This window comes from Streptomyces musisoli (assembly GCF_016741855.1).
GTDB lineage: Bacteria > Actinomycetota > Actinomycetes > Streptomycetales > Streptomycetaceae > Streptomyces > Streptomyces musisoli.
In genome coordinates this window covers 47,350-67,800 of record NZ_JAERRH010000011.1, presented here as the reverse complement: position 1 = coordinate 67,800, position 20,451 = coordinate 47,350, and the positions used below count along the sequence as shown (strand labels likewise).

18 protein-coding genes are annotated in these 20,451 nt (G+C 72.2%); 15 read left to right on the top strand and 3 right to left on the bottom strand.

Going from position 1 to position 20,451, the window contains the following annotated elements; translation table 11 throughout:
• The first annotated feature begins 126 nt into the window (after window positions 1-126).
• The 8 genes from JK361_RS26445 (at window position 127) to JK361_RS26410 (ending at window position 10,598) form a co-directional block, all read left to right on the top strand.
• Complete coding sequence (locus JK361_RS26445; RefSeq protein ID WP_201822423.1) at window positions 127-2,079, top strand: acyl-CoA dehydrogenase family protein; 1,953 nt, start codon at window positions 127-129, stop codon at window positions 2,077-2,079.
• A gap of 524 nt (window positions 2,080-2,603) precedes the next feature.
• Window positions 2,604-2,939, top strand: a complete 336-nt coding sequence (locus JK361_RS26440) for a hypothetical protein (protein ID WP_201822422.1) — start codon at window positions 2,604-2,606, stop codon at window positions 2,937-2,939.
• Between the two features lie 388 nt (window positions 2,940-3,327).
• Window positions 3,328-4,599: a 1-deoxy-D-xylulose-5-phosphate reductoisomerase gene (gene dxr / locus JK361_RS26435; RefSeq protein WP_201822421.1), complete on the top strand. Its 1,272-nt coding sequence runs from the start codon at window positions 3,328-3,330 to the stop codon at window positions 4,597-4,599.
• Window positions 4,596-5,900, top strand: coding sequence for a M50 family metallopeptidase (locus JK361_RS26430; RefSeq protein WP_201822420.1), 1,305 nt, complete (start codon window positions 4,596-4,598; stop codon window positions 5,898-5,900). Before dxr ends, JK361_RS26430 begins: the two co-directional genes overlap by 4 nt.
• A gap of 169 nt (window positions 5,901-6,069) precedes the next feature.
• Window positions 6,070-7,227, top strand: coding sequence for a flavodoxin-dependent (E)-4-hydroxy-3-methylbut-2-enyl-diphosphate synthase (gene ispG / locus JK361_RS26425; protein WP_201822419.1), 1,158 nt, complete (start codon window positions 6,070-6,072; stop codon window positions 7,225-7,227).
• 193 nt (window positions 7,228-7,420) lie between these two features.
• Window positions 7,421-8,269 carry a GNAT family N-acetyltransferase gene (locus JK361_RS26420; protein WP_201822418.1) on the top strand — a complete coding sequence of 283 codons (849 nt, stop codon included), beginning with the start codon at window positions 7,421-7,423 and terminating at the stop codon, window positions 8,267-8,269.
• 20 nt (window positions 8,270-8,289) lie between these two features.
• Entirely contained in the window at window positions 8,290-8,820 is a 531-nt protein-coding gene (locus JK361_RS26415) for a GNAT family N-acetyltransferase (RefSeq protein ID WP_201822416.1), read from the top strand.
• 74 nt (window positions 8,821-8,894) lie between these two features.
• Window positions 8,895-10,598: a proline--tRNA ligase gene (locus tag JK361_RS26410; protein ID WP_201822414.1), complete on the top strand. Its 1,704-nt coding sequence runs from the start codon at window positions 8,895-8,897 to the stop codon at window positions 10,596-10,598.
• Between the two features lie 522 nt (window positions 10,599-11,120).
• Here JK361_RS26410 and JK361_RS26405 read toward each other — a convergent pair.
• The 3 genes from JK361_RS26405 to JK361_RS26395 all read right to left on the bottom strand — a co-directional run bounded on the left by JK361_RS26405 (window position 11,121) and on the right by JK361_RS26395 (window position 13,107).
• Window positions 11,121-12,029 carry an aminoglycoside phosphotransferase family protein gene (locus JK361_RS26405; protein ID WP_201822413.1) on the bottom strand — a complete coding sequence of 303 codons (909 nt, stop codon included), beginning with the start codon at window positions 12,027-12,029 and terminating at the stop codon, window positions 11,121-11,123.
• A gap of 62 nt (window positions 12,030-12,091) precedes the next feature.
• On the bottom strand, window positions 12,092-12,592 hold the full coding sequence (locus JK361_RS26400; protein ID WP_201822412.1) for a ferritin-like domain-containing protein: 501 nt from the start codon (window positions 12,590-12,592) through the stop codon (window positions 12,092-12,094).
• Complete coding sequence (locus tag JK361_RS26395; RefSeq protein ID WP_201822411.1) at window positions 12,589-13,107, bottom strand: hypothetical protein; 519 nt, start codon at window positions 13,105-13,107, stop codon at window positions 12,589-12,591. The genes JK361_RS26400 and JK361_RS26395 overlap by 4 nt, the downstream gene beginning before the upstream one ends.
• 216 nt (window positions 13,108-13,323) lie before the next feature.
• Here JK361_RS26395 and rimP point away from each other — a divergent pair, with 216 nt between their 5' ends.
• The 7 genes from rimP to truB all read left to right on the top strand — a co-directional run bounded on the left by rimP (window position 13,324) and on the right by truB (window position 20,321).
• The gene (gene rimP / locus JK361_RS26390; RefSeq protein WP_201822410.1) at window positions 13,324-13,833 is read left to right on the top strand and encodes a ribosome maturation factor RimP; all 510 of its coding nucleotides are present in this window, start codon (window positions 13,324-13,326) and stop codon (window positions 13,831-13,833) included.
• A gap of 2 nt (window positions 13,834-13,835) precedes the next feature.
• Window positions 13,836-14,822, top strand: coding sequence for a transcription termination factor NusA (gene nusA, locus JK361_RS26385; protein WP_201822409.1), 987 nt, complete (start codon window positions 13,836-13,838; stop codon window positions 14,820-14,822).
• Between the two features lie 90 nt (window positions 14,823-14,912).
• Window positions 14,913-15,209 (top strand): YlxR family protein, encoded by a 297-nt coding sequence (locus tag JK361_RS26380; RefSeq protein ID WP_201822408.1) that lies wholly within the window; start codon window positions 14,913-14,915, stop codon window positions 15,207-15,209.
• 145 nt (window positions 15,210-15,354) lie between these two features.
• Window positions 15,355-18,420: a translation initiation factor IF-2 gene (gene infB, locus JK361_RS42425; protein WP_201822407.1), complete on the top strand. Its 3,066-nt coding sequence runs from the start codon at window positions 15,355-15,357 to the stop codon at window positions 18,418-18,420.
• A gap of 206 nt (window positions 18,421-18,626) precedes the next feature.
• Window positions 18,627-18,920: a DUF503 domain-containing protein gene (locus tag JK361_RS26370; protein WP_201822406.1), complete on the top strand. Its 294-nt coding sequence runs from the start codon at window positions 18,627-18,629 to the stop codon at window positions 18,918-18,920.
• A gap of 40 nt (window positions 18,921-18,960) precedes the next feature.
• Window positions 18,961-19,419 (top strand): 30S ribosome-binding factor RbfA, encoded by a 459-nt coding sequence (gene rbfA, locus JK361_RS26365; protein ID WP_201822404.1) that lies wholly within the window; start codon window positions 18,961-18,963, stop codon window positions 19,417-19,419.
• A complete protein-coding gene (truB, locus tag JK361_RS26360; RefSeq protein WP_201822402.1) occupies window positions 19,416-20,321 on the top strand; it encodes a tRNA pseudouridine(55) synthase TruB in 906 nt (301 codons plus the stop codon). The genes rbfA and truB overlap by 4 nt, the downstream gene beginning before the upstream one ends.
• The last annotated feature ends 130 nt before the right edge of the window (window positions 20,322-20,451 follow it).

The window sequence follows — 20,451 nt, the reverse complement described above, 5'->3', positions numbered from 1 at the left end:
GCACCGCTTCGGCCGATCGGACCGCGAGGGGTGGTGGGGGCGGCCCGTTTCGGGTACCAACGATCCAGTAGCACTGGTCGGTAACGAACGGTCCGAATCATCCCTCTTCGCGGCGAGGTGAGCCTCATGTCCGCCCCCACCACCCAACGCACCACCGTCACCGAGCGTGAAGCCCGCCAGGTGGCGGAGGCCGCCCGGGAACAGGACTGGCGCAAGCCCAGCTTCGCCAAGGAACTGTTCCTCGGGCGCTTCCGGCTCGACCTCATCCATCCCCATCCGCTCCCCGACGCCGAGTCCGTCCGGCGGGGCGAGGAGTTCCTGGCGAAGCTGCGCGCGTTCTGCGAGACGACGATCGACCCCGCCCGCATCGAGCGCGAGGCCCGCATCCCCGACGAGGTCGTGGCGGGCCTGAAGGAACTCGGCGCGCTCGGCATGAAGATCGACCCGAAGTACGGCGGCCTCGGCCTCACCCAGCTCTACTACAACAAGGCGCTCGCCCTGGTCGGTTCCGTCAGTCCCGCCGTCGGCGCGCTGCTCTCCGCCCACCAGTCGATCGGCGTACCGCAGCCGCTGAAGATGTTCGGCACCCAGGAGCAGAAGGACGCCTTCCTGCCCCGCTGCGCCCGCACCGACATCTCGGCCTTCCTGCTCACCGAGCCGGACGTGGGCTCCGACCCGGCCCGTCTCGCCACCACGGCCGTGCCCGAGGGCGACGACTACGTCCTCGACGGGGTGAAGCTGTGGACCACCAACGGGGTGGTCGCCGACCTGCTCGTCGTCATGGCCCGGGTGCCGAAGTCCGAGGGCCACAAGGGCGGCATCACCGCGTTCGTGGTGGAGGCGGCCTCGGAGGGCATCACGGTCGAGAACCGCAACGCCTTCATGGGCCTGCGCGGCATCGAGAACGGCGTCACCCGCTTCCACCAGGTCCGGGTACCGGCCGCCAACCGGATCGGACCCGAGGGCGCGGGGCTGAAGATCGCGCTCACCACGCTGAACACCGGCCGGCTGTCGTTGCCCGCCATGTGCGCGGGCGCCGGCAAGTGGTGCCTGAAGATCGCCCGGGAATGGGCGGCGGAGCGCGAGCAGTGGGGCAAGCCGGTCGCGCTGCACGAGGCCGTCGGCTCCAAGATCAGCTTCATCGCGGCCACCACGTTCGCGCTGGAGGCGGTGCTCGACCTGTCCTCCCAGATGGCCGACGAGGACCGCAACGACATCCGCATCGAGGCCGCCCTCGCCAAGCTCTACGGCTCCGAGATGGCCTGGCTGATGGCCGACGAACTGGTCCAGATCCGCGGCGGACGCGGCTACGAGACGGCCGAGTCCCTCAAGGCGCGCGGCGAGCGCCCGGTCCCGGCCGAGCAGATCCTGCGAGACCTGCGCATCAACCGCATCTTCGAGGGCTCCACCGAGATCATGCACCTGCTCATCGCGCGGGAGGCCGTGGACGCCCACCTCTCGGTCGCCGGTGACCTGATCGACCCCGACAAGTCCCTGTCCGACAAGGCGAGGGCGGGCGCCAACGCGGGCGTCTTCTACGCCAAGTGGCTGCCCAAGCTGGTCGCCGGCCCCGGCCAGTTCCCCACGTCCTACGGCGAGTTCAAGCACCACGTCGACCTCTCCGGTCACCTGCGCTACGTCGAGCGCACCGCCCGCAAGCTGGCCCGGTCCACCTTCTACGCCATGTCCCGCTGGCAGGGCCGGATGGAGACCAAGCAGGGCTTCCTCGGCCGGATCGTGGACATCGGCGCCGAACTGTTCGCGATGAGCGCGGCCTGTGTCCGCGCCGAGCGGCTGCGCGGCGAGGGCGAGCACGGCCGCGCCGCCTACCAGCTCGCCGACGCGTTCTGCCGGCAGGCCCGCATCCGGGTGGACGAACTCTTCACGCGCCTGTGGACCAACACCGACGACCTGGACGGCAAGGTGGTCGAGGGCGTCCTCGGCGGGGCCTACGCCTGGCTGGAGGAGGGCGTCCTCGATCCCTCGGGGGAGGGCCCGTGGATCGCCGACGCCACCCCCGGACCCTCGGCCCGCGAGAACGCCCGCCGTCCCTTCGGCGGCGAGGACGCGTCCGGGTGAGCGCGGGCGAAGGAACCCTCACGCCCCCGGGTGGGACCGACAGGACCGTTCACCCGTCCGGGGGCTGATCCCCGGTTCCCCGGCGCGGGCGGACTCGGATCCGCTCGGACCCGCCTCGTGCCGGGGCGGAGTGCGGCGGAGAGGCGGGGTGCGGCGGAGAGGCGGGGTGCGGCCCGGCCGGCGATCGCGAGCCATGCGCATCGCACGGCCGGGCCGCACCGCTGTCCGAGGCGGCCGATCCGGCGTACGACGGCCCACCGCCGCACGGTGGCCCCGGCGGCGATGGTGCGGCCGGGCGTTCGACGGCCCACCGCCGCACGGAGAGCCCATTACGTCGAGGCCGGGCGGCCGGGCGGCCGGGCGGTCGGCCGCCCGACCGTCCGCGGGCGCCGGGGTGCGCCGGGGTGCGCCGCCGTGTCACCGGTTGGATGGCATGCGGAGGGCGCGGCCGGCCGCTCTGACGGATAGTGGGGGCAGGACGCCCCCCGGCAGCTGCCCGTCCGTCCCCCGGCCCAGGAGGCCCGATGCCCGTTTCCCGGTCCATGGCCGCGCTCTCCGGTATCGCAGTGCTCGGCCTCGCGCTCACCGCCTGCGACGACCAGGCCAACGGCCAGATCGTCGCGCACAACGGCGAACGGCACGTGGAGACCGTCTCGAACCTGGTGATCGGGGGGTGCCACCGCTTCCCCGAGGGCGTGACCCGCGTCGACAACTACACGACGAGCAGTCTCATCATGTACTCGACACCGGACTGCACGGTGCCGCGGGGCGGGGAGAGCGTCTACCTGGACGGCCCGTCGTCCGACAACGTCGTCGGGTCCGCCGGCCTGTGGCGCAGCTTCTCCTTCGCACCCGAGTGACGCCACGGCCCAGCGTCCCCCGGAGCCGCCGGCCGCGCGGAACCATTGCCCGACTCCGACTCCGACTCCGACTCCGGCTGCGGCTCTGACTCCGGCTCCGGCTCCCGCTCCGATTCCGACTCCGGCTCCCGCTCCGATTCCGACTCCCACTCTCGCTGCGGCTGCGGCTGCGGCTCCGGCTGTGGCGCGGCACCCTCCGCCGTCGCGTGTCCCCGTACGCCCCCCGGGCGTTGGCCCCCGCCTGCGGGACCGGCACCGGATCCGCACGCCGGATCCGCACGCCGGCTCCCGCGGGAAGCGCCGTCCCGGCCGGCGCGGGAGGCCGTCGACGCACCCGCCCGAGGGACGCGCTGTCCAGGCCGTCACCGCTTGCGGCAACAATGGGGGGATGACCGACAGTCCCGCCCATCCGGCACCCCTCGCCGACCCGCACCTCGTCTACGATCCCGTCCCCGGTGACGGCCCCAAGGACGTGGTGATCCTCGGCTCCACCGGATCCATCGGCACCCAGGCCATCGACCTCGTGCTGCGCAACCCCGACCGTTTCCGCGTCACCGCCCTCTCCGCGAACGGCGGCAGGGTGGCCCTCCTCGCCGAGCAGGCGCACCGCCTGCGGGTGCGGACCGTGGCGGTCGCGCGCGAGGACGTCGTACCCGCGCTGCGCGAGGCGCTCGTCGCCGAGTACGGCGGCGGGGAGCCGCTGCCCGAGATCCTCGCCGGACCCGACGCGGCCACCCAGGTCGCCGCCTCCCCTTGCCACACCGTGCTCAACGGCATCACCGGCTCCATCGGCCTCGCCCCGACCCTGGCCGCCCTGGAGGCGGGCCGGACGCTCGCGCTCGCCAACAAGGAGTCGCTGATCGTCGGCGGCCCGCTGGTCAAGGCGCTGGCCAAGCCCGGCCAGATCATCCCGGTCGACTCCGAGCACGCCGCCCTCTTCCAGGCCCTCGCCGCCGGCACCCGCGCCGACGTCCGCAAGCTGGTCGTCACCGCCTCCGGCGGCCCCTTCCGCGGCCGGACCAAGGCCGAGCTGGCGGACGTCACCGTCCAGGACGCCCTCGCCCACCCCACCTGGGCGATGGGCCCGGTGATCACCGTCAACTCGGCGACCCTGGTCAACAAGGGGCTGGAGGTCATCGAGGCACACCTCCTCTACGACATTCCCTTCGACCGCATTGAGGTGGTCGTGCATCCCCAGTCGTATGTCCACTCGATGGTCGAGTTCACCGACGGATCCACGATCGCCCAGGCGACGCCCCCCGACATGCGCGGGCCGATCGCCATCGGTCTGGGCTGGCCCGAGCGCGTCCCGGACGCGGCGCCCGCCTTCGACTGGAGCAAGGCCTCCACGTGGGAGTTCTTCCCGCTGGACAACGAGGCCTTCCCCTCGGTGAACCTCGCCCGGCACGTGGGGCAGCTCGCGGGGACGGCCCCGGCGGTGTTCAATGCGGCCAACGAGGAGTGCGTCGCGGCCTTCCTGAACGGCGCGCTGCCCTTCAACGGGATCATGGAGACAGTGACCCGGGTGGTCGAGGAACACGGCACCCCGGTCTCGGGAACCTCGCTCACGGTGTCGGACGTCCTCGAAGCGGAGACCTGGGCCAGGACCCGGGCCCGCGAACTCACAGCCACGACGGCGACCGCGGAGGCGCGTGCATGACGACCTTGATGTTCATCCTCGGCATAGTGGTCTTCGCGGTCGGCCTGCTCGTCTCGATCGCGTGGCACGAGCTGGGGCACCTGTCCACGGCCAAGCTCTTCGGCATCCGGGTCCCGCAGTACATGGTCGGCTTCGGCCCGACCGTCTGGTCGCGGAAGAAGGGCGAGACCGAGTACGGCATCAAGGCCATCCCGCTCGGCGGCTACATCCGCATGATCGGCATGTTCCCGCCCGACGACCAGGGCCGGGTCTCCGCCCGCTCCACCTCGCCGTGGCGCGGCATGATCGAGGACGCCCGCTCGGCGGCCTTCGAGGAACTCCGGCCGGGTGACGAGACGCGCATGTTCTACACGCGCAAGCCGTGGAAGCGGATCATCGTCATGTTCGCGGGCCCCTTCATGAACCTGGTGCTCGCGATCGGCCTGTTCCTCACCGTGCTGATGGGCTTCGGCATCCAGCAGGAGACCACCACCGTCGAGTCCGTCTCGCCCTGCGTCATCGCGCAGAGTCAGCACCGCGACTCCTGCAAGAAGTCCGACCCGGCCTCCCCGGCCGCGGACGCCGGTGTGAAGGCGGGCGACAGGATCCTCTCCCTGGGCGGCGTGCCGACCGAGAACTGGAACGCCCTCTCCGACCGGATCCGCGAGAGCGCCGGGAAGGACGTGGCGATCGTCGTCGAACGCGGGGGCCGGGAGCTGACCCTGCACGCGAGGATCGCCACCAACCAGGTCAACAAGAAGGACTCCAGCGGCGCCTACATCCAGGGCCAGTACGTCAAGGCCGGCTTCCTCGGCTTCACCCCGGCCCGCGGTGTCGTCAAGCAGGACTTCGGTCAGTCCGTGACCTGGATGGGCGACCGGGTCGGCGACGCCGTCGACTCCCTCGTCGCCCTGCCCGGCAAGATCCCGGCCCTGTGGGACGCCGCCTTCGGTGACGGCCCGCGCGAGCCGGACTCCCCGATGGGCATCGTCGGCGCGGCCCGGGTCACCGGCGAGATCGCCACATTGGACATCCCGGCCTCGCAGCAGCTGGCCATGGCCGTGTTCGTGGTCGCCGGATTCAACCTCTCCCTGTTCCTGTTCAACATGCTCCCGCTGCTCCCGCTGGACGGCGGGCACATCGCGGGCGCCCTGTGGGAGTCCCTGCGGCGGAACGTCGCCCGGGTGCTGCGCCGGCCGGACCCCGGCCCGTTCGACGTCGCCAAGCTGATGCCGGTGGCGTACGTGGTGGCCGGGATCTTCGTCTGCTTCACCGTCCTGGTACTGATCGCCGACGTGGTCAACCCGGTCAAAATCTCCTAGCCGTCCGACGTTCCAGGCGGCCCGGACCCCCGTGGTTCCGGGCCGCCTCCCATTGAGTGGGTTTGCGTACGGGATGTGCTGGCGTCCGCCCCGGTGCCGTAATCTCGGACTCTGGAGCCCGCTGTTCACGGGACCGGATGTTGATCCACGACTTGGGGTTGCACAGCAGATGACTGCGATTTCTCTCGGCATGCCGTCCGTTCCGACCAAGCTCGCCGAGCGCCGGAAGAGCCGGCAGATCCAGGTCGGAAGCGTGGCGGTCGGCGGAGACGCGCCCGTCTCGGTCCAGTCGATGACCACGACCCGTACGTCCGACATCGGCGCCACCCTCCAGCAGATCGCGGAGCTGACCGCGTCCGGCTGCCAGATCGTCCGCGTCGCCTGCCCCACCCAGGACGACGCCGACGCCCTCGCCACCATCGCGAGGAAGTCGCAGATCCCGGTCATCGCGGACATCCACTTCCAGCCCAAGTACGTCTTCGCGGCCATCGAGGCCGGCTGTGCCGCGGTCCGTGTCAACCCCGGCAACATCAAGCAGTTCGACGACAAGGTCAAGGAGATCGCCAAGGCCGCCAAGGAGCACGGCACGCCGATCCGGATCGGCGTCAACGCCGGTTCCCTGGACCGTCGTCTGCTCCAGAAGTACGGCAAGGCCACCCCCGAGGCCCTCGTCGAGTCCGCCCTGTGGGAGGCGTCCCTCTTCGAGGAGCACGACTTCCGCGACATCAAGATCTCCGTCAAGCACAACGACCCCGTCGTGATGATCGAGGCGTACCGCCAGCTCGCCGAGCAGTGCGACTACCCGCTGCACCTCGGCGTGACCGAGGCCGGCCCGGCCTTCCAGGGCACGATCAAGTCGGCGGTCGCCTTCGGCGCGCTGCTCTCCCAGGGCATCGGCGACACCATCCGCGTCTCCCTGTCGGCCCCGCCGGCCGAGGAGGTCAAGGTCGGCCTCCAGATCCTGGAGTCGCTGAACCTCAAGCAGCGCGGCCTGGAGATCGTCTCCTGCCCGTCCTGCGGCCGCGCCCAGGTCGACGTCTACAAGCTCGCCGAAGAGGTCACCGCCGGCCTGACCGGCATGGAGGTCCCGCTGCGCGTCGCCGTCATGGGCTGTGTCGTCAACGGCCCCGGCGAGGCCCGCGAGGCCGACCTCGGCGTCGCCTCCGGCAACGGCAAGGGCCAGATCTTCGTCAAGGGCGAGGTCATCAAGACCGTCCCCGAGTCCAAGATCGTGGAGACCCTCATCGAGGAAGCCATGAAGCTGGCCGAGCGGATGGAGGCCGAGGGCACGGCCTCCGGCGAGCCGACCGTCTCGGTGGCGGGCTGAGCCACCCGCTGCCCCCCGGCCCCCGGCCCCGCAAGGGGCCCGCGGGCCGGGGCGCGGTGTGACTCCGCCGCGAGCGGGTACCTCCCGGGCCGTGCGCACCGGAGTTCGGGGGCGTCCGGTCTCCGGGGCGCACGGCCCGAGCGGCGCAGTTATAGTGCCGGGACCAGCAGAAACCCAGGGTGAGGCCCCGCACGTGTTGACCCAGACCACCTCCCGGGTGCTCGAACCGAGCGACCTTGACGCCGCGCTCGCCGTCCTCGACCGCGAGCCGGTCGCGAACGCCTTCGTGGCCTCCCGGGTCCAGGTCGCGGGCCTCGACCCCTGGCGCCTCGGCGGCGAGATGTGGGGCTGGTACGAGGACGGCATGCTCACGTCCCTGTGCTACGCGGGCGCCAATCTCGTCCCCATCTGTGCTACCCCGCGCGCCGTCCGCGCCTTCGCCGACCGCGCCCGCCGGACCGGCCGCCGCTGCTCCTCCATCGTCGGCCCCGCCGAGGCAACCGCCCAGCTGTGGCGGCTGCTGGAGCCGCAGTGGGGCCCGGCCCGCGAGGTCCGCGCCCACCAGCCGCTGATGGTCACCGACCGCATGCCGGCCGACATCGCACCCGACCCCCACGTCCGCCGCGTCCGCAAGGACGAGATGGAAACGATCATGCCGGCGTGCGTGGCGATGTTCACCGAGGAGGTCGGCGTCTCCCCGATGTCCGGCGACGGCGGCCTCCTCTACCAGGCCCGCGTCGCCGAACTCGTCGGCTCCGGCCGCTCCTTCGCCCGCGTCGACGACCGGGGCCGGGTCGTGTTCAAGGCGGAGATCGGCGCGGCGACTCCCCAGGCCTGCCAGATCCAGGGCGTGTGGGTGGCCCCCGAATACCGGGGCAAGGGCCTGGCGGCCCCCGGCATGGCGGCGGTACTGCGCTACGCCCTCGAGGACGTGGCCCCGGTCGTCAGCCTGTACGTCAACGACTTCAACACGGCGGCGAGAAGGACGTACCTCAAGGTGGGCTTCCAAGAGGTGGGAGCCTTCATGAGCGTACTGTTTTGACTCCCCTGTACCCTCCCGGCATGGACCTCGTGATCGGCCCCCTGGACCTCGCAGCCCACGTCGACGAGGCCCTGGCCGTCCAGGCCATCGCCTTCGGACTCGGCCCGGACGAAGTCGCCGTACGCCGCCAGATCGTCCAGCGCCACATGCAGTACCGGGGCGCACGGGCCCTCGGCGCCACCAGCCGGGGGCAGCTGATCGGATTCGTCTACGGCATGCCCAACAGCCGTACCCACTGGTGGTCCACCGTCGTGGAGCCCTACCTCCGCGCGGGCGGCAACGACTTCTGGCTCGACGACTCCTTCGTCATCACCGAGCTGCACGTCCACCCGGACCACCAGAACCGCGGCATCGGCCGCCGCCTGATCACCACCATCACGGACAGCGCCGCCGAACCCCGCTCGATCCTCTCCGCGATCGACACCGACAGCCCCGCCCGCGGCCTCTACCACTCCCTCGGCTACGTCGACCTCGCCCGCCAGGTCCACTTCCCGAGCGCGCCCCGGCCGTACGCGGTGATGGGCGCCCCGCTGCCGCTCCGCAGGCGCTAACCGATTTCCACCGGCCCAGTCGGCCCGGCTAACCTCCTAGCCATCACTGTTTTCCCGGCAGGAGTACGAGAACCATGGCGAACGCACCGGTCCAGCGCATGTCCCAGTTGATGGCGAAGACGCTGCGCGACGACCCGGCGGACGCCGAGGTCCTCAGCCACAAGCTCCTTGTCCGCGCCGGCTACGTCCGCCGCACGGCAGCCGGCATCTGGAGCTGGCTGCCCCTCGGCAAGAAGGTCCTCGCCAACGTCGAGCGGATCGTCCGCGAGGAGATGGACGCCATCGGCGCCCAGGAGGTCTCGCTGCCCGCCCTGCTGCCGCGTGAGCCCTACGAGGCCACCGGCCGCTGGGACGAGTACGGCCAGGAGCTGTTCCGGCTCAAGGACCGCAAGGGCGGCGACTACCTCCTCGGCCCCACCCACGAGGAGATCTTCACCCTCCTGGTCAAGGACCAGTGCACGTCCTACAAGGACCTGCCGGTGATCCTGTACCAGATCCAGACCAAGTTCCGCGACGAGGCCCGCCCCCGCGCCGGCATCCTGCGCGGCCGTGAGTTCCTGATGAAGGACTCGTACTCCTTCGACACGGAGGACGAGGGCCTCGCCCAGTCCTACGCCCTGCACCGTCAGGCCTACCAGCGCGTCTTCGAACGCCTCGGTCTCGACTACCGCATCTGCGCCGCCACCGCCGGTGCCATGGGCGGCTCCAAGTCCGAGGAGTTCCTCGCCCCGGCCGAGGCTGGCGAGGACACCTTCGCCGACTGCCCGAACTGCGACTTCGCCGCCAACACCGAGGCGATCACCTACGAGCTGAAGCCGGTGGACGGCTCGGCCGTGCCCGCGCTCGAGGAGATCCCCACCCCCGACACCCCGACCATCGAGACCCTGGCCGCCTCCCTCGGCGTCCCGGCCTCCGCCACCCTGAAGAACCTGCTGGTCAAGGTGGACGGCGAGATCGTCGCCGTGGGCGTGCCCGGCGACCGTGAGGTGGACATGGGCAAGGTCGAGGCGCACTTCGCCCCGGCCGCCGTCGAGATGGTCACCGAGGCGGACTTCGCCGAGCGCTCCGACCTGGTCCGCGGCTACGTCGGCCCGCAGGGCCTCGGCGAGAAGGTCACGTACATCGCCGACCCGCGCGTGGCGCCCGGCACCGGCTGGATCACCGGCGCCAACAAGGAGCACACGCACGCGAAGAACGTCGTCGCCGGCCGGGACTTCGAGGTCGACGCGTACGTGGACGTCGTCGTCGTGCAGGAGGGCGACCCCTGCCCGAAGTGCGGCACCGGTCTGAAGCTGGACCGCGCCATCGAGATCGGCCACATCTTCCAGCTGGGCCGCAAGTACGCCGACGCGCTCAAGCTGGACGTGCTCGGCCAGAACGGCAAGCCGGTCCGCGTCACCATGGGCTCCTACGGCATCGGCGTCTCCCGCGCCGTCGCCGCGCTCGCCGAGCAGTCCGCCGACGACAAGGGCCTGGTGTGGTCCAAGGAGGTCGCCCCGGCCGACGTGCACGTCGTCGCCGCCGGCAAGGCGCTTCAGACGGAGCTGGCGCTCGACGTCGCCGAGAAGCTCGCCGCCGCGGGCGTCCGCGTCCTGGTGGACGACCGGGCCGGGGTCTCCCCGGGCGTGAAGTTCACCGACGCCGAGCTGATCGGTGTCCCGCAGATCCTGGTCGCCGGCCGCCGCTCCGGCGAGGGCGTGCTGGAGCTGAAGGACCGCAAGACCGGTGAGCGCGAGGAACTCCCGGTGGAGGAAGCGATCGCCCGCCTGACGGCCTGACGGCCGGACCCCGGCCGAGACCGCCGCGCCCCGGAAGGGGCCGCGGCGGTCGCTTCGATGTGCGGCCGTCCGATGCCGGGCTGCCCGGCGTGCGGCTGTCCGCCCCGGCCTTCGGAGCGAGGCCGGCCTGCGAAGGGGCGCGAGCAACGGCGCGACCAGCCACGACGAAGCCCGCGGGCACGACGGCCGGGGCCGCCCCGGGCTGCCGCGAAACCCGCGGGTACACGACGGCCGGGACCACGCGTGACTGCTGCGAAGCCCGCGGGCACACGACGCCCCGGGCTGCCGGGAAACCCGCGGGTACACGACGGCCGGGACCACGCGTGACTGCTGCAAGCCCGCGGGCACACGACGGCCGGGACCGCCCCGGGCTGCCGGGAAACCCGCGGGTACACGACGGCCGGGACCACGCGTGACTGCCGGGAAACCCGCGGGTACACGACGGCCGGGGCCGCCCCGGGCCGCCCCTCGCTCGGCCGCCCCGCTCAACCGGTCTCTCTCGACCGCCGCCGCTCGACAGCCCTACAGCCACCCGGCGAACTCGAGCAGCAGCTCCGCGTCCTTCGGCCGTCCCACCCGAAGGGCGCGGACGCCGGACTCCACCGCCCGGAACAGCGTCCAACCCCGCAGCCGCTCCTGATCCACCTCCAGCGACTCCGCGAGCCGCTTGATCCGTCGCCGGGTGATGGACGGGCCCGACGGCGCCGCGATCAGGTCCTCCACCCGGTCCCGGACCAGCCGCGCCAGATCGAAGGCGCCCTCCCCGACCACCGGGTCCGGCCCCACCGCGAGCCACGGCATCCGCTCGCCCGCGAGCACCTTGCTCTGCCGGAACGTGCCGTGCAGCAGCAGGTGCCCGGGTGGCGCGGCCAGCAGCTCCTCGCGGGCGGCGAGCGCCGACTCCACCAGGGGAGCCGCCTCCGGCTCGGTCCCGGCGCTCGCCCGCATGGCCGCCGCCTGCCGCCCGGTGCGCTCGGCGACCGTCTCGAAGACATACCCGGCCGGCGGTTCGACCCACAGCCTGCGCAGCGTCCCCGCCGCCTCCAGCAGCGCCTTCGCCTCCGGCAGCGAGCGCACCGACACGTCCGGGTGCAGCCGCTCCAGCAGCAGCGCCTCGTCACCCGCGTCGTCCCCGTCGGTCCGGAGCAGCTGTACGGCGCCCAGCCCGGCCCAGTGCGCCAGCGCCGCCCGCTCGCCCTCCGGACGGGCCCTGGGCGGCGCCAGCTTCAGCACCGCCGGGGTGCCGTCCGGCCGCCGCACGAGCACCACCAGGCTGCTGCGCCCGCCCGGCACCTGCACCCGCTCGACGGTCAACTCGCGCCGGGCGACGGCCCGCTCGGCCACCGTGGGCAGCTGCGCCAGCCAGTCGTCCCCGGCCGGCGCCGTCTCACCGAGCGCACGCACCAGGCGCGGCGGCGGTTCGAAAGCCATGCGCGAGTCGTTCCCTTCCTCTCGGGGCCTTGCCGTGAAAGCCGGCCCTGCCGTACCGCTGCCTAGCGCTTCGCCGAGGCGGAGGCCGACGGCGTCGTGCCGGCCGCGCCCGTCTGCTCGCCGGACCGCTCGGCGAGCCCAGGGAAGGCTACGCTCTCCCCGCCCCAGCGCAGCGCCCGCACCGTGGCCTCCCGCAGCGCCCCGGCCGCATCGGCCCGGCGCGTGCCGGTCGCCGCCCGCACCAGGTCCGAGTACACCCCGGCCACCCGCTGCTCCAGCCGCGCGGCCAGCCGTACCGCGGCGGCCCCGTCCCGCACGGGGAACGGCAGGGCGTACGCGGCGCTCGCGGCGACCGGGGCACCGCCCAGGTCCCGCACCGCGCGCACCAACATGTCCCGCCGGGCCCGGTGGGCGTCGTACGCCGCCCGCGCCTCGGCCCGGCGCCGCTCCACGATCCGCCCGCCGACGACGCCGTACCCGTACACCGCCGCGTGCTCCGCCGCCAGCGCCGCCTGCAGCGCCGTCAGCTCGGCCTGTCCGGCCCGTTCCGCTGCGTCGCTCACCGGTTCCCCTCCGTCAGCAGGTAAGCGTGCGCGGCCCCGGCCGCCGCGACCGACGCCAGCAGCCGGGCCAGCTCGCCCGGCGCCTCCAGCAGATCCCTGGCGCGCTGGTCGGACAGGGCGCGCTCGGCCGCCGCCAGCCCGGCGACGGCGTCCTTCTCGGTGGCCGGGACGGGCGCGGCGGAGGCCGAGGCCGTCACCGATGCGGTGGCCGTCCCAGGGCCGGAGGCCGGCGCCCCCTCCTCGAAGGCCTCCGCGTGCGCGGCGACCTGGGTCCGCAGCGGGCGCAGCCGGTCCGCCAGCCCGGGATGCGCGGCGAGCACGGCGTCGTACCGCTGGAGGAGCCCCCGGCTGTCCCGGGCCGCACGCGCGCGTGCCCGGGAGGCGGCCGACGGGCCGTCGTCGCCGGAGTCCGGACCGGTCGAGCAGCCCGCCAGCAGGGCGGCGCCCGCGGCCGAGGCGAGCACGGATCTTCTGCGCGGCCCCGAGCGGGCGGGCGGCGGTAGGGGATGCGGCACTGCAGACGTCCTCGGGAACTCGTACGAAGGGAACGGCGAAGGCGGTACAGCCGGCGGGCGGCACACCCGTGATCACCGTACCCGCGTGCCCCGTGCCCACCACTCACCGGCACCGCCCGGCCACGGGTGGACGGCATCAGTCCCCGCGACCGGATACCCTTTGACCAGACACGCGACCCATCCCACAACAGCACACGCGGCCGAGGAGTCACCCGGATGAGCACCACCCAGAGCGAGAGGCTGCGAGAGCTGCTGGAACCGCTCGTCACCTCCCAGGGGCTGGATCTCGAAGAGATCGCCGTGGACTCCGTAGGACGCAAGCGGGTGCTGCGTGTGGTCGTCGACTCCGACACCGGTGCGGATCTGGACGCCATCGCCGATGTGAGCCGTGCGCTCTCGGCGAAGCTCGACGAGACCAACGCGATGGGTGACGCGGCCTACGACCTGGAGGTCGGAACCCCCGGCGCCGAGCGCCTCCTCACCGAGCACCGCCACTATGTGCGTGCCACCGACCGCCTCGTGAAGTTCCAGCTGACCGAGGGCGGCGAGCTGGTCGCCAGGATCCTGAAGGTCGACGAGGACGGCCTCGAGGTCGAGGTTCCCGGGGTGAAGGGCCGCAAGGCCACCGCCCGCAGACTCGGCTTCCCGGAGATCGACAGGGCGCGCGTGCAGGTCGAGTTCAACCGCAAGGACAAGAAGGACATGAAGGAAGAGGAGGAGGCGTAGCCGTGGACATCGACATGAGCGCCCTGCGGGGCTTGGTCAGGGAGAAGGAGATCTCCTTCGACCTGCTGGTCGAGGCGATCGAGTCGGCCCTCCTCATCGCCTACCACCGCACCGAGGGAAGCCGCCGACACGCGCGCGTGGAGCTCAACCGGGAGACCGGGCATGTGACCGTGTGGGCGAAGGAGGACCCGGAGGACCTCGAGGAGGGCCAGGAGGTCCGCGAGTTCGACGACACCCCGTCCGGCTTCGGCCGGATCGCCGCCACCACCGCCAAGCAGGTGATCCTCCAGCGGCTGCGCGACGCCGAGGACGACGCGACGCTCGGCGAGTACGCAGGCCGCGAGGGCGACATCGTCACCGGCGTGGTCCAGCAGGGCCGCGACCCGAAGAACGTGCTCGTGGACATCGGCAAGCTGGAGGCCATCCTGCCGGTGCAGGAGCAGGTCCCCGGCGAGACCTACCCGCACGGCATGCGGCTGCGCTCGTACGTCGTCCGCGTGGCCAAGGGCGTCCGCGGCCCCTCCGTGACCCTCTCCCGTACGCACCCCAACCTGGTGAAGAAGCTCTTCGCCCTGGAGGTGCCGGAGATCGCCGACGGCTCGGTGGAGATCGCGGCGATCGCCCGTGAGGCCGGTCACCGTACGAAGATCGCCGTGCGGTCCACCCGTTCGGGCCTGAACGCCAAGGGCGCCTGCATCGGCCCCATGGGCGGCCGGGTGCGCAACGTGATGGGCGAACTGAACGGCGAGAAGATCGACATCGTCGACTGGTCGGATGATCCGGCCGAGATGGTCGCGAACGCCCTGTCACCCGCTCGGGTGAGCAAGGTGGAAGTCGTCGACATGGCCGCCCGCTCCGCACGGGTGACCGTGCCGGACTACCAGCTGTCGCTGGCGATCGGCAAGGAGGGCCAGAACGCCCGCCTCGCCGCCCGGCTCACCGGCTGGCGGATCGACATCCGGCCCGACACCGAGCAGGCCGGGGAATAGTTCCGAGCCGTTCGCCGCTGAGATCACGACAACAGCCGTTCGATTCTTGCCCCAAAGGGGTGAGGTCGGTACGGGGAGGTAGACTTATCCGTGTCTGGCCGGACGCACACCCGAGCATGCCCTGAACGCACCTGTGTGGGGTGCCGGGAGCGGGCGGCCAAGGACGATCTCCTGCGGATCGTGAAGATCGAGGACGCGTGCGCCCCCGATCCTCGCGGTGCGCTGCCCGGCCGGGGTGCCTATGTACACCCCGCCCTGGTCTGTCTCGACCAGGCGGTACGCCGCCGGGCGTTCTCGCGGGCACTGCGCGCCCCGGGAGCGCTCGACACAAAGGCGTTGCGTCGATACGTCGAGCAGACAACAGTTGTCGAGCAGGCAACGCCGTAAGACATGCCGTACGGAACCCCGTGCGGCCTGGTACCTCGCGAGTCGAAAGCAGGTCGAGATTGCGATGAGCACTCGATGAGTACGCGATGAGTACGCCCATGAACTAACGACGGTCCGGCTTCAACCCGGACCTCAAAGGAGCGAAGTGGCTAAGGTCCGGGTCTACGAACTCGCCAAGGAGTTCGGTGTCGAGAGCAAGGTCGTCATGGCCAAGCTCCAGGAACTCGGTGAATTCGTCCGTTCGGCGTCTTCGACCATCGAAGCGCCGGTTGTACGCAAGCTGACCGACGCCTTCCAGGGTGGCAACGGCAAGTCCGCCGGCAAGCCCGCCCCGCGCAAGTCGTCCCCCAAGCCCGCCGCGCCCTCTCCGGCGCAGGCGGCCCGTCCGGCTGCTCCGAAGCCGGCGGCCCCCAAGCCCCCGACGGCCCCCGCGGCCCAGCAGCCGGCGGCCCCGTCGGCCCCCGCGGCGTCCGCGCCCGCCCCGGGCCCGCGTCCGGTTCCGGGTCCGAAGCCCGCGCCGCGTCCGGCTCCGGCCGCCCCGGAGTTCACCGCTCCGCCGGCCGCCCCGGCCGCGCAGGCTCCGCAGGCCCCGGCCGCGCAGGGTCCGCGTCCCGGCGCCCGTCCGGGTGCCCCGAAGCCCGGTGGCCGTCCGGCCGGCGGTCAGGGGCAGGGTCAGGGTCGTCCGGGTCAGGGTGCCCCGCGCCCCGGTGGCCAGGCCCCGCGTCCGGGTGCCCGTCCGGCCGGTCCGCGTCCGGGCAACAACCCCTTCACCTCCGGCGGCAACGCCGGCATGGCCCGTCCGCAGGCCCCGCGCCCGCAGGGCGGCCCGCGTCCCGGCGGCCCCGGTGCCCCCGGCGCCGGTCCCCGTCCGCAGGCGCCCGGCGCCCAGGGCGGCGGTCCTCGTCCGCAGGCTCCGGGCGGTCCCCGTCCGTCGCCGGCGGGCATGCCCCGCCCGCAGGGCGGTCCGCGTCCCGGCCCGGCCGGTCCGCGTCCGAACCCCGGCATGATGCCGCAGCGTCCGGCTGCCGGCCCGCGTCCCGGCGGCGGTGGCCCCGGTGGCCGCGGTCCCGGTGGCGGCGGTCGTCCCGGTGGCGGCGGCGGTCGTCCGGGCGGTGGCGGCTTCGCCGGCCGTCCCGGTGGCGGCGGTGGCGGCTTCGCCGGCCGTCCCGGTGGTCCCGGTGGCGGTGGCGGCGGCTTCGCCGGCCGTCCGGGTGGTCCCGGCGGTGGCGGCGGTGGCCGTCCCGGCTTCGGCGGCCGTCCCGGTGGTCCCGGTGGCCGCGGTGGCACGCAGGGCGCCTTCGGCCGTCCGGGTGGTCCCGCGCGTCGTGGCCGCAAGTCGAAGCGGCAGAGGCGCCAGGAGTACGAGGCCATGCAGGCCCCGAGCGTCGGCGGCGTGATGCTGCCGCGCGGCAACGGCGAGACCATCCGTCTCTCCCGCGGCGCGTCGCTCACGGACTTCGCCGAGAAGATCAACGCCAACCCGGCGTCGCTCGTCGCGGTGATGATGAACCTCGGCGAGATGGTCACGGCCACGCAGTCCGTCTCCGACGAGACGCTGCAGCTCCTCGCGGGCGAGATGAACTACTCGGTTCAGATCGTCAGCCCCGAGGAGGAGGACCGCGAGCTGCTCGAGTCCTTCGACATCGAGTTCGGCGAGGACGAGGGCGACGAGGAGGACCTGGTGGTCCGCCCGCCGGTCGTCACCGTCATGGGTCACGTCGACCACGGTAAGACCCGACTGCTCGACGCCATCCGCAAGACGAACGTCATCGCGGGCGAGGCCGGCGGCATCACCCAGCACATCGGTGCCTACCAGGTCTCGACCGAGGTCAACGACGAAGAGCGCAAGATCACCTTCATCGACACCCCGGGTCACGAGGCGTTCACCGCCATGCGTGCCCGTGGTGCGAAGTCGACCGACATCGCGATCCTGGTCGTCGCGGCCAACGACGGCGTCATGCCGCAGACGGTCGAGGCGCTCAACCACGCGAAGGCGGCCGACGTCCCGATCGTCGTCGCGGTCAACAAGATCGACGTCGAGGGCGCCGACCCGACCAAGGTGCGCGGTCAGCTGACCGAGTACGGCCTGGTGGCCGAGGAGTACGGCGGCGACACGATGTTCGTCGACATCTCCGCCAAGCAGGGTCTGCACATCGACTCGCTGCTGGAGGCCGTGGTCCTCACGGCCGACGCCTCGCTCGACCTGCGGGCCAACCCGGCCCAGGACGCGCAGGGCATCTCGATCGAGTCCCGTCTCGACCGCGGCCGCGGTGCCGTGGCGACGGTCCTCGTCCAGCGAGGCACCCTGCGGGTCGGCGACACGATGGTGGTGGGCGACGCCTACGGCCGCGTCCGCGCCATGCTCGACGACAACGGCAACAACGTCGCCGAGGCCGGCCCGTCGACGCCGGTCCAGGTCCTGGGCCTGACCAACGTCCCGGGTGCGGGCGACAACTTCCTGGTGGTCGACGAGGACCGTACGGCCCGTCAGATCGCCGAGAAGCGTGCCGCCCGTGAGCGCAACGCCGCGTTCGCCAAGCGCACGCGCCGTGTCTCCCTCGAGGACCTGGACAAGGTGCTCAAGGCCGGCGAGGTCCAGCAGCTGAACCTGATCATCAAGGGTGACGCTTCCGGTTCCGTCGAGGCGCTCGAGTCGTCCCTGCTCCAGCTGGACGTCGGCGAAGAGGTCGACATCCGCGTCCTGCACCGTGGTGTCGGTGCGGTCACGGAGTCCGACATCGACCTGGCGATGGGCTCCGACGCCATCGTGATCGGCTTCAACGTCCGCGCGGCCGGCCGCGCGGCGCAGATGGCCGAGCGCGAGGGTGTGGACGTCCGGTACTACTCGGTCATCTACCAGGCGATCGAGGAGATCGAGGCGGCCCTCAAGGGCATGCTCAAGCCGGAGTACGAAGAGGTCGAGCTGGGTACGGCGGAGATCCGCGAGGTCTTCAAGTCGTCCAAGCTGGGCAACATCGCCGGTGTCCTCATCCGCTCGGGCGAGGTCAAGCGCAACACCAAGGCGCGCCTGGTCCGCGACGGCAAGGTCATCGCCGAGAACCTCAACATCGAGGGTCTGCGTCGCTTCAAGGACGACGTCACCGAGATCCGCGAAGGCTACGAGGGTGGTATCAACCTCGGAAACTTCAACGACATCAAGGTCGACGACGTCATCGCGACGTACGAGATGCGCGAGAAGCCGCGGGCGTAACGCCTACGGTCCGTGCCGGCCGACGGGACTCTTCGGTCCCGTCGGCCGGCACGGCGTTTGCGGCCCCTTCGCGGCCCGTGCACACGGGCCACGGAGCGTAATATCCGTCGATCGCGCGGGCCGCTTCGTTGTACGGTTCTTGATGTCCCCGGCCACACGGATCCGGGGCCATCGATCCCGTACCGGCGGGTGAACCGGTTACACACATGTACGTGGGGACTCTGTCCTTCGACCTCCTCCTCGGCGACGTCCACTCGCTGAAGGAGAAGCGCTCCGTCGTCCGCCCGATCGTCGCCGAACTCCAGCGGAAGTACGCGGTGAGCGCGGCCGAGGTGGACCACGTGGACCTCCACCGGCGGGCGATCATCGGCCTCGCCATGGTCTCCGGCGACGCGGCGCACATCACCGACGTACTGGACCGGTGTGAGCGGCTGGTCGCCGGCCGCCCCGAGGTGGAACTGCTGTCCGTACGACGGCGTTTCCACGGCGACGACGACTGACCACAGAACGCAAGCAAGAGAAAGAACGGGAGACGGACCAGTGGCCGACAACGCGCGGGCGAAAAGGCTGGCGGACCTCATCCGGGAGGTGGTGGCCCAGAAGCTGCAGCGCGGGATCAAGGACCCGCGGCTCGGCTCGCACGTCACCATCACGGACACCCGGGTCACGGGTGACCTGCGGGAGGCGACCGTCTTCTACACGGTCTACGGCGACGAGGAGGAGCGGCAGGCCGCCGCCGCGGGCCTGGAGAGCGCCAAGGGCGTCCTGCGCTCCGAGGTGGGCCGCGCGGCCGGGGTGAAGTTCACTCCGACGCTGACCTTCGTCGCGGACGCCCTGCCGGACACCGCCCGGACCATCGAGGACCTCCTCGACAAGGCCCGGCAGTCCGACGAGAAGGTCCGCGAGGCGGCCACGGGCGCCTCGTACGCGGGCGGCGCCGACCCCTACCGGAAGCCGGCGGACGACGAGACCGACACGGACGGCGACGTCGCGGAATGACCCAGAAGCACACCACGCCCGACGGCCTCGTCATCGTCGACAAGCCGTCGGGCTTCACTTCGCACGACGTGGTCGCCAAGATGCGGGGGATCGCGAGGACCCGCCGCGTCGGCCACGCCGGCACCCTCGACCCGATGGCGACCGGTGTCCTGGTCCTCGGGGTCGAGCGCGCCACCAAGCTCCTCGGGCACCTCGCGCTCACCGAGAAGGAGTACCTGGGCACCGTCCGCCTGGGCCAGAACACCGTCACCGACGACGCCGAGGGCGAGATCACCTCGTCCACCGACGCCTCCAAGGTGACCCGCGACGCCATCGACGCCGGCATCGCCAAGCTCAGCGGCGACATCATGCAGGTGCCGTCCAAGGTCAGCGCCATCAAGATCGACGGCGTACGGTCCTACAAGCGGGCCCGGGAGGGCGAGGACTTCGAGATCCCCGCCCGGCCGGTGACCGTCGCGTCCTTCACCGTGTACGACGTCCGGGACGCCGTCGCCGAGGACGGCACCGCCGTGCTCGACCTGGTGGTGTCGGTGGTCTGCTCCTCCGGCACCTACATCCGCGCCCTCGCCCGTGACCTGGGCGCCGACCTCGGCGTCGGCGGCCACCTCACCGCCCTGCGGCGCACCCGGGTCGGCCCCTACAAGCTGGATGCGGCGAAGACGCTGGACCAGCTCCAGCAGGAGCTGACCGTGATGCCGATCGCCGACGCCGCGTCGGCGGCCTTCCGGAGCTGGCGGGTCGACGCCAAGCGGGCCCGGCTGCTGCTGAACGGCGTCCGGCTGGAGATGCCGGACGAGTACGCGGGCGCCGGTCCCGTGGCCGTCTTCGACCCCGAGGGCCGTTTCCTCGCGCTCGTCGAGGAGCACCGGGGCAAGGCGAAGAGCCTGGCCGTCTTCGGCTGATCCGCTCGGCAAGGGGCCTCGTTCGGGCCGGCCCCCGGGACCGTCTGCCGTGGAGCGGCGGCCGGCCACGGGGTCGGCTCGGCCGCCGCTCCACGATCCCCCCTCGGTTCCCCCACCCCTAGGGTTATCC

Coding starts and splice junctions, on each gene's coding strand:
- JK361_RS26445 (WP_201822423.1), top strand. CDS start 127: ATGTCCGCCCCCACCACCCAACGCACCACCGTCACCGAGCGTGAAGCC.
- JK361_RS26440 (WP_201822422.1), top strand. CDS start 2,604: ATGCCCGTTTCCCGGTCCATGGCCGCGCTCTCCGGTATCGCAGTGCTC.
- dxr (WP_201822421.1), top strand. CDS start 3,328: ATGACCGACAGTCCCGCCCATCCGGCACCCCTCGCCGACCCGCACCTC.
- JK361_RS26430 (WP_201822420.1), top strand. CDS start 4,596: ATGACGACCTTGATGTTCATCCTCGGCATAGTGGTCTTCGCGGTCGGC.
- ispG (WP_201822419.1), top strand. CDS start 6,070: ATGACTGCGATTTCTCTCGGCATGCCGTCCGTTCCGACCAAGCTCGCC.
- JK361_RS26415 (WP_201822416.1), top strand. CDS start 8,290: ATGGACCTCGTGATCGGCCCCCTGGACCTCGCAGCCCACGTCGACGAG.
- JK361_RS26410 (WP_201822414.1), top strand. CDS start 8,895: ATGGCGAACGCACCGGTCCAGCGCATGTCCCAGTTGATGGCGAAGACG.
- JK361_RS26405 (WP_201822413.1), bottom strand. CDS start 12,029: ATGGCTTTCGAACCGCCGCCGCGCCTGGTGCGTGCGCTCGGTGAGACG.
- rimP (WP_201822410.1), top strand. CDS start 13,324: ATGAGCACCACCCAGAGCGAGAGGCTGCGAGAGCTGCTGGAACCGCTC.
- JK361_RS26370 (WP_201822406.1), top strand. CDS start 18,627: ATGTACGTGGGGACTCTGTCCTTCGACCTCCTCCTCGGCGACGTCCAC.
- truB (WP_201822402.1), top strand. CDS start 19,416: ATGACCCAGAAGCACACCACGCCCGACGGCCTCGTCATCGTCGACAAG.